General features: G+C 43.7%; 9 protein-coding genes. 8 read left to right on the top strand and 1 reads right to left on the bottom strand.

Annotation, left to right across the window (positions count from 1 at the left end; translation table 11 throughout):
* Positions 1 to 14 precede the first annotated feature (14 nt).
* A complete protein-coding gene (locus tag O3642_RS06880; protein ID WP_340281558.1) occupies positions 15 to 1,865 on the top strand; it encodes a proline--tRNA ligase in 1,851 nt (616 codons plus the stop codon).
* Positions 1,866 to 1,919: 54 nt separating this feature from the next.
* Here the strand turns inward: O3642_RS06880 and O3642_RS06875 are convergent, their stop codons facing one another.
* A complete protein-coding gene (locus O3642_RS06875; protein WP_049473082.1) occupies positions 1,920 to 2,471 on the bottom strand; it encodes a hypothetical protein in 552 nt (183 codons plus the stop codon).
* Positions 2,472 to 2,948: 477 nt separating this feature from the next.
* Between O3642_RS06875 and O3642_RS06870 the strand changes: the two genes are divergently transcribed.
* The 7 genes from O3642_RS06870 to O3642_RS06840 all read left to right on the top strand — a co-directional run bounded on the left by O3642_RS06870 (position 2,949) and on the right by O3642_RS06840 (position 13,172).
* Positions 2,949 to 3,236: a WXG100 family type VII secretion target gene (locus O3642_RS06870; protein WP_031576577.1), complete on the top strand. Its 288-nt coding sequence runs from the start codon at positions 2,949 to 2,951 to the stop codon at positions 3,234 to 3,236.
* A gap of 131 nt (positions 3,237 to 3,367) precedes the next feature.
* Positions 3,368 to 6,391, top strand: coding sequence for a type VII secretion protein EsaA (gene esaA / locus O3642_RS06865; RefSeq protein WP_371605653.1), 3,024 nt, complete (start codon positions 3,368 to 3,370; stop codon positions 6,389 to 6,391).
* Positions 6,388 to 6,843 carry a type VII secretion protein EssA gene (essA, locus tag O3642_RS06860; RefSeq protein WP_155172935.1) on the top strand — a complete coding sequence of 152 codons (456 nt, stop codon included), beginning with the start codon at positions 6,388 to 6,390 and terminating at the stop codon, positions 6,841 to 6,843. Before esaA ends, essA begins: the two co-directional genes overlap by 4 nt.
* Positions 6,844 to 7,086, top strand: a complete 243-nt coding sequence (locus O3642_RS06855) for an EsaB/YukD family protein (protein WP_118228561.1) — start codon at positions 6,844 to 6,846, stop codon at positions 7,084 to 7,086.
* Between the two features lies 1 nt (position 7,087).
* Positions 7,088 to 8,377, top strand: a complete 1,290-nt coding sequence (gene essB / locus O3642_RS06850) for a type VII secretion protein EssB (protein ID WP_338323963.1) — start codon at positions 7,088 to 7,090, stop codon at positions 8,375 to 8,377.
* A 3-nt stretch (positions 8,378 to 8,380) separates the two neighbouring features.
* On the top strand, positions 8,381 to 12,796 hold the full coding sequence (essC, locus tag O3642_RS06845) for a type VII secretion protein EssC (RefSeq protein WP_371605652.1): 4,416 nt from the start codon (positions 8,381 to 8,383) through the stop codon (positions 12,794 to 12,796).
* 16 nt (positions 12,797 to 12,812) lie between these two features.
* Positions 12,813 to 13,172, top strand: a complete 360-nt coding sequence (locus tag O3642_RS06840) for a hypothetical protein (protein WP_155172941.1) — start codon at positions 12,813 to 12,815, stop codon at positions 13,170 to 13,172.
* Positions 13,173 to 13,175 lie beyond the last annotated feature (3 nt).

Raw genomic sequence — 13,175 nt, 5'->3', positions numbered from 1 at the left:
AAAGGATATTGTCCATGAAACAAAGTAAAATGTTGATTCCAACGCTTCGCGAAATGCCAAGCGATGCCCAAGTCATTAGCCATGCTTTGATGTTGCGTGCAGGTTATGTTCGCCAAGTATCAGCTGGTGTCTATTCTTATCTGCCATTAGCAAATCGAGTCATTGAAAAAGCAAAAGGCATCATGCGCCAAGAATTCGAAAAAATTGGAGCAGTAGAAATGCTAGCTCCAGCCCTTTTGAGTGCGGATCTCTGGCGTGAATCTGGTCGTTACGAAACTTACGGAGAAGACCTCTATAAGTTGAAAAACCGTGAAGGCTCTGATTTTATCTTAGGTCCAACTCACGAAGAAACCTTTACCGCTATTGTGCGCGACTCAGTAAAATCTTACAAACAATTGCCGTTGAATCTCTACCAAATTCAACCAAAATACCGCGATGAAAAACGTCCACGGAACGGTCTTCTTCGGACCCGTGAGTTCATCATGAAAGACGGCTATAGCTTCCATGCTAACTACGATAGCTTGGATGTCACTTATGATGAATACAAGGCAGCTTATGAGCGGATCTTCACACGCAGTGGCATCGACTACAAAGCCATCATCGGTGATGGTGGTGCCATGGGCGGAAAAGATAGCCAAGAGTTTATGGCTGTTACACCTGCTCGTACAGACTTGGATCGTTGGATTGTTTTAGACAAATCAGTGGCTTCCTTTGATGAGATCCCAGCAGAAGTCCAAGAAGAAATCAAAGCAGAATTGCTCAAATGGATGGTCTCTGGTGAAGATACCATTGCCTATTCAAGTGAATCAACCTATGCTGCGAACTTGGAAATGGCTACTAACGAATACAAGCCAAGTAACCGTGTCGTAGCGGAAGAAGAAGTGAAGCGCGTGGAAACACCAGGTGTCAAATCGATTGATGAAGTAGCTGCATTCTTGAATGTTCCAGAAGAAGCTACTATCAAGACTTTGGTTTACATCGCAGATGGTGAGCCTGTTGTTGCCCTTCTCGTAGGTAATGATCAGCTCAATGAAGTGAAGTTGAAAAACCACCTCGGCGCAGACTTCTTTGAACCTGCAACCGAAGTGGAAGTAAAAGAATTATTGGGAGCTGATTTTGGCTCTCTCGGTCCAGTTGATCTTCCTGAAAATGTTAAGATTATCGCAGACCGCAAGGTCCAAGACAGCCGTAATGCAGTAGTCGGTGCCAATGAAACAGGCTACCACTTGACTGGTGTCAACCCAGGACGTGACTTTACTGCAGAATACGTCGATATCCGTGAAGTTCGTGAAGGCGAGATCTCACCAGATGGGAAAGGGGTCTTGAACTTTGCACGTGGGATCGAAATCGGTCACATTTTCAAACTCGGCACACGCTACTCCGCTAGCATGGGAGCAGATGTCTTGGACGAAAACGGTCGTGCGGTTCCAATCATCATGGGCTGCTACGGGATCGGTGTCAGCCGTCTTCTTTCAGCCGTTATGGAGCAACATGCACGCCTCTTTGTCAATAAGACTCCAAAAGGGGAATACCGTTACGCTTGGGGAATTAACTTCCCTAAAGAATTGGCGCCATTTGATGTGCATTTGATTCCAGTCAATGTTAAAGATGAAGCGAGTCTTGCTTTGACCGATCGGATCGAAGAAGCCTTGGTGAATAAAGGCTATGAAGTCTTGGTGGATGACCGAAATGAACGCGCTGGTGTCAAATTCAGCGATAGTGATTTGATTGGACTTCCAATCCGCGTAACAGTTGGTAAAAAAGCAGCTGAAGGTATCGTAGAAGTGAAAATCAAAGCGACAGGAGATACCATTGAAGTTCATGCGGACAATCTCCTTGAAACTCTTTCAATCTTGAACAAATAAGAAAAAGCTTTCTGAGCCCTCACCAGTGTGGTGATGAAACTCAGGAAGCTCTTTTTATTTTTCTTCTTTGAGACCTTGATCTTTGAAATAGGTAAAGAGATCTTGAGGTTTGCCATTGAGGTATTTCTTGAACTCGGCTCTTTCTTCCTCCCCTTGATCTCCGTAGATGGTAGCAAACTCATCTTTCTTGATTTTTGAGAAGTCAGCCTGTAAGACTTTAGCATAGGATTGTTTATCTTTTGAAATTTGAATGCGGAAGCTAAGTCCAGGCTTACCATTTAAGGTTTTATAGATATCGCTATGTTCTAATTCTTCTTGGTAGATTTCCTTTAATTCAGGAAGATCCATGTCTTGCAAATCTGAGGAAATGGGTTCAAAACTAAGGAAAGTAAAAGAGACAATTTCCTCATTCTTGTAGCCAATTTGAATTTTGTTTTGGTGGTGATCACCGAGGTCACTAACAAAGGTCTTGGTTTGGACTTGCTCCTTTTTGTTTTGAGTGGCCTCTTGTTTGGAAGAAGCGGCAGTAGTTCCTTTGCCTTGTTGGCCTTGGCTACAAGCGGTAAGAGCTAGTAGACAGACAGAGGCAAGTAGAAATTTTTTCATATATACTCCTTATAGGTTAATGGTGTTCGATCTTGTATGAAACAAGTTTTGAACAGGTTTCATTATACGATAAAAGTTTTAAAAATGAAAAAATATACAAAAATCTTCAAAATTTGCTTTTAAAAACACCTAAAATCAACAATTTTTATCTATGTGTTGAGTTAATATAAAAGGACAGAGTGTCTTCTTTTCTTCTCAGAAATAATACTAGTTGGAGACTACTGGGGCAAGGAATTCAGAAAATATATTACAGATTTATGACAAAATGTTACACAATTGTAACAAAGTTACAATGTTTTATCAGTTAGCCCTCTAAACTTGACATTCTGGCAATATTTCATTAAGATATTTTTAAGTAAATAATACAAACAGGGAGCAAAAGGTAAAATATACAGTTGTCTGGCATTTTACTAATTCGTACTAAAATGTATTGTTTATGAAAAAAATATAAGGGTATCAGCCCAAAAGGAGAAACATATGGCTCAAATTAAATTAACTCCAGAAGAACTACGTCAATCAGCACAACGCTATGCACAAGGTTCTCAAGAAATCGATCAAATCCTTAACACTTTGACTCATGAACAACAAGTCATCGACGCAAACTGGGATGGATCTGCATTTGATAGCTTTGAAGCACAATTCAACGAATTGTCTCCAAAAATCAAACAATTCGCTCAATTGTTGGAAGACATCAACGCTCAATTGATCAAAGTTGCTGATATCGTTGAACAAACTGACCAAGATATCGCTGCACAAATCCACTAAGATAGTCTTGGAGGTGATCTTACTTCTTGTAGGTAGATCACCCTTTTGTCTTTTGATATATAGAAAATAGGGGTTAGATTTTTAATTCCTAACCCCTATTTTGTATCTATGAATTAGAAAAAGGAAAAGGTATGGAAGTTAAAAATAAAAAATGGTTAAAATACATCGGTCAGAGTGCGGTTGTGCTCCTTTTGATGGGATCTGTAGTGGGTCTTTATACGACGGTTCAAAAGGACCAAAAGCAAAACGAAGCCAAGACCGTGCAAACGACAGAAAACACCAAGCTCAACATTGCGGTTGTCAATGAAGACAAGGCGGTCAAACTGAATGATAAAGAATACAACCTTGGGGCTAGCTATGTAAAGAATATCGAACGGGATAATTCACAAAACTGGTCTGTACTCCCTCGTGGAGCCGCTGAGTCAGGGCTTGCAGATGGCAAGTACCAATTGATGATTGTCATTCCAAGTGACTTCTCAGAAAAGGTCTTGGAAGTGAACGCGGTAAATGCAGAGAAGACCATGGTGACGTATAAGGTCAATGCGGCTGGAAATTCTCAGGTTGAAAACGAGGCCAATAAAGTCGCTAAAGATATCGTTTCAGACTTGAATAGCCAGTTGGTTGATATGTATATGGTTAGCATTTTGAGCAACCTTTATACAGCTCAGAAGAACGTGGAAACAAGTAACAAGATCCAATCGACCAACATTGGTTCATACCGGAGTAACTTGCTGGATTCAGCTTTAGATTCCAAGAATATCTTCCCAAGTCTCTATAGCTTGTCTACGTCTTCTGTCGAGTCGAACAATGCCTTGAAGACAGTCCTTGAGTCTTATACACAGGCTTTTGATCAATTGACCCAATCTCAGGATCAGTACGGTCAAAACTTCGACACATTGATCAAGCAACGCTCTGAGGATAAGATCAGCCATGAAGAGTTCATGAACCAGCTGATGTCTATGAACCAGTCTGTTGTCAGTGAAAAGACCCAAGAGTTGTATAAGAATCTACAACAAAACCAAGAAGCAATTACCAAACAATTGAGTCAACCAACTGAAACAGAAGGAGATTCTTCAGGGACCAAGACCTATGCAGGCTTGACAAAAGATGTGAATGATCGTGTGGCAGACCTCGAAAAAGGGATCAAGGCAGAACGCGACAAATTAGATGAGCACGAAAAGAACATCGAGTCTACTGTAAAAGCGAAGATCCTTGACTACTATGGTCTAAAAGAAGGAGACAAAGTCACTCTTCGTACCTTGCTTGGAAAGACGAGTATCAAGACATTAAGTGAAGCACGTAATAAAGCGGATGAAGATATTCGTAAAGCAATTGAAAAACTTCCGTCTTTAGATCCTGCTAGTCTGAATTTGAATAAGTATGGGAATTTCAACGCAGCGATTGATTTTGATAGTGCTTTTGCTGGAACGAAGGCGCAAGCAAAAGGGAATGCCGATGAATTAAAACGATTGGCTGCTGAAGTGGATGCCAAATTAACGGCAGTTGCGGATGTCCTTAATGCTAAATCTGGGAAACAGAAAGTTAGTATTCATGTCCCTGCAGGGGTCAAGGTTGATACTTGGACCTATGATGGACAGACTTATGCAGGCAGTGGTGAGCAGGAAGTCGAACTGAAAGATGGCAAACAAATTCAAATTCACCTTGTTGAAGATGGAGGAGCTATGCCAAGCGCGATTGATGTTGAAGTCCTTGTGAATGGAGTTTCTTCAACCAGTGTGACTGTATCTGCAGAAGACTTGAAAACAGCTGTCGCTAACTATGCATCGAAAGCTAGTGAAATCGCCCTGGATTATCAACGCGCGGGAGCATTGATCGATGCTTACTATCCAAAAGATGACAAGGGAGATCGTCATTCGCTCTATGATCCGATCGAAGATATGGATTTGACAAATGCTTTGGTCGATGTCGTGAAGGCTGCCGTTTCAAGTAACATGAAGGACTACCGTAAGAGTATTGAAACGGATGAATCTGGGGATGCAACGAAGAGTGTGAAAGCCCAGTTAGATGGTACCCTTAAACAGTTGCAAGACTTGGGACCACAATTGCAGGCAAATCTTCAAGCAATCGAAAACACCAACAAGGATCTAACCCAAAATATCAACGATCAATTGAAGCAGTATGCAGACCTTCAAAAACGCCTAGAAGAGATCTCAAAAGCGCAGGAAACAGTGACACAGGCTCAAACCAAGACCGATGCAGATTTGTCAGCTCTTGGTTCTGAATACACGTCATTATTGAGCTCGACAGAAGGCGTTAAGAGCTCATCTCGTAGCAATGTAGAAGCTGCTAACTCTACCAATGAAATCTTTAGTCAATTGAACAAAGAATTGGAAAAAGCCCAAGGCAATACAGAGAAATTGTCTAGCAATGCGGAAAGTTTGATGGGTGAATTCGACAAGGAATTGTCTGAAAACGGGAACTTCGTCGAAGCCTTCCGTAAGGTCTTCAACAATGCCTATGAAAACGGAGTGCCGAATGAAGTCTTGCTTGACTTCTTGTCAAATCCAGTTGCAGAGAAATCGTCTTCTGTGAAAGCGACCATCAACGTCTACCGTCCATTTATTTGGATCTTTATGTTGGAAGTCTTGAGCCTCTTTACAGCTTATCTCTTTGCGACTCAACCAATCATTCGCAAGGTTAAGGATCGTTTCAAATTGGATCGCTTGCAAGAATCAGATCTCTTATCTGTCGGTGTCCTTGTGGGACTTTCTCTCATCCTTGGACTGGTGATCGGAATGATTTCAAGTATTCAACTCTCTGTCGGTCGTGAATATATACCTTCATGGGTATTTTTAGCAGTTCTAGCAAGCTTTGTCTTGGTACAACTACAATACCTTCTTTTGAAACACTTCCGTGTGATTGGAATGGGACTGGCCTTCTTCATGTTGATCAGTTATGTCTACCTATCTAGCGCGATCGGAACAACCGCAACCTTGTCAGGCCTTCCAGCACTGGTGAAAAATGTCAACCTCCTTTCTATTTTGGAAGGACAGTTTGCGGGTTACTTTGATGGACAAACAGCTGGTATCGGCGTCTTCTTCGGATTGTTGGTTCTCTTCGGTCTTTTGGCGGTTGCCAATATCTTCGTCCCAAAGAAGTTTACTCAAACAAAGGAAATTGAATCAAGCATATGAAAAAAATGATGTATCTTCTCTTTGTCTTTAGTCTCTTGCCAGTAGCTGTTGTTTCTGCAGATGATTTTATTGATAATCGTCTTCAGGTCAACAACTCACGTCTTGAGACAGAACAGGAAAAGACACTTGGTGGCCAATTGGATGCCACTGAGTCTCTTTTCAATGAGAAGGATCAGAAAAAATTAATAGATGAAAAACGCAAGCAAGAGAAACAATTGACCGATTCAGACGGCCAGTTGTTTTCTGCTATAAAGGGAAAGAAAAAAACAGAGCCTGAAGCGGACCTGTTCCAGCCTGAAAATCAAAAATTATCTAAATTTGAGTCCAATGTAGAGGACAATTCGGCTAGTTTGTCGGATTTTATTCCAGCCTTGCAAATGCTGGCTTGGAGTGCCCTTCTCTTTGGGATTGCTGGCTATATTTCCTATCGAATTTATAGAAAAGAGGCCTAAATGGACCAACATATCAATGTCACCTTCCGTATGAATGGTGCAAGCCATGACCTCCGAATCCCAACGCGGATGGAGGTGCGACGCTTGATTCGGGAATTGGATCAGATCTTTGGGTCTACCATGGAGCCTAGAAGTAAGTATCAGTTGCGCGTGGTAAATAAGGGCATCTTGCTAGATGAAGGCAAGGTAGTACAAGAGTATCCGATCACAAGTGGTGATCTGATCGAGATTGAGGAGTGGTAAGGTGAAAGAAGAACAATTTACACTGGAAGAACAAGTCTTCCGCTTTGAAAAAGAAGAAACGAGCTGGCGATTGGACCTCAAGCGTTCAGAAGTGGATAGCCAGGATTTACGCAATTTATGGATTTTGGATCTCCATCATCCCTTGTTTTTAGAGCAGAGCATGACAGCTGATCAAGACCAGATTCATCTGACCTATCAGACAGATGCGCTAGGCTTGAGTGCTGAAGAAATCCAGGCATTACCGGTTTCAGACCGTCTGCGTCTAGCCATTAATGTCTTGGATTTGGCGCCAGCCTTGGAGCTTCCGGTGACCTTTATGTTGCATCCTATCAATTTGTTTGTGACCAAGGATGCGCAAGTCAAGATCGCTTATCGCGGGGTTCCGGGAATGATGGTGCCACGCAAGTGGGATCAGGTTGAATTCTTGCGTCAGGCCAAGTGCTATGCTGTCACTCTTTTTGGGGACTGGGATTTCATGGAGCTCTATCAAGGTACACTCGAATTAGAAGATCTACCAGATTTCTTGGTAGAAATCCGTGATGCTACTAGCTTAGAAGAGATGAAAGCTCTCTTAGAGAAAGCCTACCAGGAACGCAAGGAAGAGGAAGAAAAGACCTTAACCTTGGTTTCAAGCCGTCAACACCGAATCTTTAAGTTGGCAACAGTGTGGCTTTCAACTGTAGTGGCCTTCCTCCTCTTGCCTTTGATCTATTTGGTCTTTTTCCAAGCACCCTTTAAAGAAAAGTTGCTTCAAGCGGATACAGCCTATCTCAAGGTAGACTATACCGGTGTGATCGATGAATTGGAGGGAGTGGCTCCAAGTAGTCTTCCAATGACACAGAAATATGAGTTGGCGACGTCTTATTTGCAAGGCTTGAATTTCTCAGAGGACCAAAAGAAGGTCATCCTTAACAACGTCACGCTCAAGTCAGATAGCCTCTATCTCCACTACTGGGTCTATATCGGCCGTCATGACTTTACCCAAGCGCTGGATACAGCCAAGCGGATCGACGATTCAGACTTGATCATCTATGCCCTTCGTAAAGAAATCAAGGCGACACGTGATAACGAAAAACTCTCTGGTGAACAGCGAGAGAAGAAACTTTCTGAGCTCGAGGGCGAATACAAAAAATACTGGGATGCCCGCTCAAAACTCTTGGAAGCAGAGACAGATGAAACCAAATCTTCTACTAGCAACTCAACAACGACTTCGTCTACAAAAGACTCCTCAGCAGAAAGTTCGTCTTCTACAGTTGCAAGCTCAACAGAGTCTAGCGAACACAAGGAGTAGTCTATGAAAAAACGTATCATACTCTATAAAAGAGGTTTTCGCTATGAGCTAGCGCTAGAAGAGGGAAAAACAGCGACCGTATCGAATCAAGAAACAGCTCAGTTGACCCTAGCTTCGCAAGAAAATCCCCTTCATTTCCAATGGAGTCAAGGAGAAATCTTCTACCAGTATGGGGAAGACAATGGTGTGCTCGAAAATAGCAAGATTCTTGGGGATGTGGTCTGCTACTTAGCGACAGGGGAAGTCCATACCTATGAACTGCTCGACAAGGAAGAAATCCTCGTAGCAGATGAAAAGGGTGCGGATGTGCGCTTGCACTATCCAGTACGCTTTCTCCTTGTGAAAAAAGATCAGACTTGGACTTGTCAGCTCTTATCCGGAAAACTCTACCATAACCACAAACTCGTTAGTGAAGCGACTTTTCCACTGGCCTTTGGGGATGAGCTGGCTATTGGAGATGTGACCTTTAAGCTCTATCCGGAAGAATTTGGCGTGGAAGGGGCTGTCGAAGTAAGTCCTTATCTGGTGCCACGCTTGCATTCGCGTTACGACTTCTACAAGGACTATCCCGAGTACCACCGGTCTCCGCGGATCATCTACCGGAGTTCGGAAGACAAGATCTTGATCAATCCTCCGGGAGCGGAGCCTCAAAAGCCATCAGATGAACTCTTGAAGTTAATCATGCCACCCCTCATCATGGTTGGGGTGACTCTCTTGATCACCATTTTCCAACCGCGGGGGCTCTATATCATCGCGACAGTATCCATGTCTGTGGTCAGTGTGATCTTTTCGGTTCAAGGATTCTTCAAGAATCGTAAAAAATACAAAGAAGACAAGAAAGAGCGCGTGGAGCTCTACCATCTCTATCTCAAAGACAAGGCGAAGGACTTGGAACAGCTATCTCGGAAGCAGCGAGAAGGCATGTTTTACCATTTCCCAGCGATCGAGGACTTGACCAAGATGGTCAAACGCTATGACTCGCGGATCTACGAAAAAACACCCCTTCATTTTGACTTTTTGGCCTATCGTTTGGGCTTGGGCAAGGTTCCAACCAGCTATGAGCTCAAATATGGTCAGGAAGAGCGCAGTGGGAAGAAAGATGCCTTGGAAGAAGAAGGCTATGCCCTTTTCCAAGCTCACCAAAAGATTGACAATCTTCCGATTGTAGCTAGCCTTAATCGGGGACCTGTAGGTTACGTCGGTCCTCGTCCTATCGTGCTAGAGCAGTTGCAGCTCCTGGTTGCCCAATTGGCTGTCTTTCACTCTTACCATGATCTGACCATTATTCCGATCATTCCAGAAGAAGAAAAAGAAAACTGGGATTGGATGCGCTGGTTGCCTCATGCGACTCTGCAAGATATGAATGTCCGTAGCTTTGTCTACAATCAGCGGACACGTGATCAGGTCTTGAACAGTCTCAACCAAATCCTCAAGCTCCGCAAGGCGCAAAAAGAGGAAGAAAAAGCCAATGATACCAAGATCTTCTATCCGCATTATGTGGTGCTCATCACCGATGAGACTTTGATTTTGGACCATGTCATCATGGAGTTCTTCCGTGAGGATCCGACAGAGCTAGGCTGCTCCATCATCTATGTGGCAGACGTACTCTCATCTCTTTCTGAAAATATCCAAACCGTTATCTCCATCAAGGACCGCAACCAGGGGCAATTGCTCTTGCAAGAAGGGGTTCTTCGTGAGCTTGACTTCCAATTGGATCACTTCCCTGAAGACTATGACAAGGAAGCCATCTCGCGTGGCCTTGCGCCTCTGAAGCATATTCAACAGCTCAAGAGCTCGATTCCAGACTCGGTGACTTTCCTTGAAATGTACCAGGCGGAAACTTTCAATGACCTCAAGGTCTTGAGTCGTTGGGAGAGCCATGCTCCTTACCAAAGTTTGGCCGTGCCGATTGGTCTGCGTGGGAAGGACGATTTGGTCTACCTCAATCTCCATGAAAAAGCTCATGGGCCACACGGTTTGATCGCAGGGACGACTGGTTCTGGTAAGTCTGAAACCATTCAGTCTTATATCCTGAGCCTTGCCGTTAACTTCCACCCCCACGATGTGGCTTTCCTCCTCATCGACTACAAGGGTGGGGGAATGGCTAACCTCTTCAAGGATCTGCCTCACTTGCTTGGAACCATCACCAACTTGGATGGTGCCCAGTCCATGCGGGCCCTAGCCTCTATCAATGCGGAGATCCATCGTCGGGAGCGCCTCTTTGGCCAATATGGGGTCAACCATATAAACCAATACCAAAAGAAATTTAAACTGGGTGAAGCGACCGAACCGCTGCCTCACCTCTTCTTGATCAGTGATGAGTTCGCCGAACTCAAGGTCAACCAACCAGACTTCATCAAGGAGTTGGTCTCTATCGCGCGTGTCGGGCGTTCCCTCGGGGTACACTTGATCCTTGCAACGCAAAAACCTTCTGGAGTCGTGGATGACCAGATCTGGTCCAACTCCCGCTTCAAGCTAGCCCTCAAGGTGGCAGATCGTGGAGACTCCATGGAGATGCTGCGGACGGCAGATGCAGCTGAGATCACCCAGACCGGTCGTGCCTACCTCCAAGTCGGAAATAACGAAGTCTATGAACTCTTCCAAACCGCCTGGTCAGGAGCAGACTACCAGCCTGAGAAGGACCAGCTAGGGATCGAAGACCATACCATCTACTTGATCAATGAACTGGGCCAATACGAAGTTCTCAACCAAGACCTCTCCGGTCTGGATATGGCAGAAGAAATCAAGGAAGTGCCAACAGAGTTGGATGTCATCGTGCAGGAAATCAATCACTTGCACCAACAAGAAGGCATCGCAGCTGTGGCCCAACCATGGTTGCCACCGCTCAAAGAGCGGATCACGCTGGATGAGATGGACAAGGTCGTGCCGATCGAGGCTTGGCAAAAACGGACAGCTCCAAGCGTCCTGATCGGGGTTGCCGATATCCCGCAAGCGCAAAAGCAAGAAGCAGTCGCCATCGATCTGTCAAAAGATGGGAATATCCTCCTTTACGGAAGTCCAGGTACAGGAAAGACCACTTTCTTACAGACAGCCGCAATGGATCTAGCTCGCAAGCAGAGTCCAGAAAATCTGACCATGTACCTGCTGGATTTCGGAACCAATGGTCTGGCACCCTTGACTCAATTGCCACATGTGGCTGATAGCCTCTTGCTGGATCAGACGGAAAAAATCCAGAAATTTATCCGGATCATCAACCGCGAGTTGGATCGTCGCAAGAAGCTCCTCTCCGAGCATGGGGTCGGCACCATCGCCCTCTACCGTGAAGTGACCGGCAAGCAAGAGCCAACCATGGTCATCCTGATGGATAGCTATGAGTCTATGAAGGACGAACCTTATGAGACAGACCTCTTCAAGCTCTTCATGCGGATCTCTCGTGAAGGTCTCAGCATTGGTGTGCACTTGATCATCACAGCTAGCCGTCAGAACAACCTACGGGCTCAGCTCTATTCAAACTTCAAGCACCAGCTGACCTTGCCACAAAATGATATCTCTGAAGTCCGCGGTATCGTGGGAGCAACCCCACTAGCAGCTACGATGGAAGACATCAAGGGACGGGCACTCATGAAACGTGACGAAGTCGATGTTGTCCAGTTCGCCCTACCCGTCGCTGGAGATAATGATATTCAAATCATCAACAACCTCCGCGACCAAGTCCAAAGCCTCAAAGAGATGTGGACAGGCCACACCCCAGCAGGCATTCCAATGGTGCCAGATGAGTTGACAGAAGCAGCCTTCTATGGACGTGAGGATGTAGCAACTTTGCTGGAGGAAGGTGAAATTCCTGTTGGGTTAGACATGGAAACTGCGAAGGCAATGGGATGGAATGTAAAACGAGGTCATTTGGCTTATATTCTTGAAAAAGAAGAACAAATGTCACAAATTACAAAACATCTTGCTTCGATGAGTGTAAAACTTGGTAAAAAGACAATTATACTCGCACCAGAATATCATCAAATAAATAATATTGATTCTTCTGTAACACTAATTTCAGATAAAGAGAAATTACATGAAATGATTCAAACTATTTCGGTTAAAATGGATGATCGATTTGCGGAAAATGAGACAAATTACACAACAACTTTTATTGTGTATAACTTATCTGAAATTGTTGATTTGTTAAATGATGAGGACATTAGAATTCTTGCTAAACTTTTTGAAAAAGGCCATCAGGTTGGTTTCCTAACCGCAGTATTAGCTACACCAGCTCTAGTGCGTAAGATTGATATAGCATCAAAAGCAATTAGAAATTATAAACAGGCTATTTTAGCAGTGAGACAAAATGATCAACAACTTATCAATATTTTAAATAAAACTTTAAGAGAGCCAGTGTTACCAAAACAAGTGAATTATTTTGTTGTAGATGGTATAGCTCAAACTATAAAAGTATTTATTGACTAAAGAAAGGAAAGTGAAAATGAGTGAAGTAAGTAATCTCAAAAGCCAGATAGCACAGGTTGATCAAAAGGTTCAAGCTTTGAGAAGTGCACTAACTAAAGTTCAAGGTGTGGATCTTAACGTAGATGATGTAATGGAAGGCTATGAAAAGTTGCATGTGTTTGGAACAAAATATGACGAACAAAGACTTCAGGAAAGTAAGGTTATCGTTGACGGAAGAGAGGATCTTGATAAAACATATAAACAAGCTACAATTGATGCTATCAATGCAGAGATTATAAGATTGGACGCAGTGAGGAGATCATTAGATACACAACTTACAGATGCAATTGCTCGAAAAGAATATGAAAAAATGGATAGGAAGAAAAGTAGGAGGTAATTT

Source organism: Streptococcus sp. 27098_8_66, from assembly GCF_041431945.1.
GTDB lineage: Bacteria > Bacillota > Bacilli > Lactobacillales > Streptococcaceae > Streptococcus > Streptococcus dentalis.
Note: the sequence above shows the minus strand (reverse complement) of the source record. Positions and strands in the feature narration are given on the sequence as shown.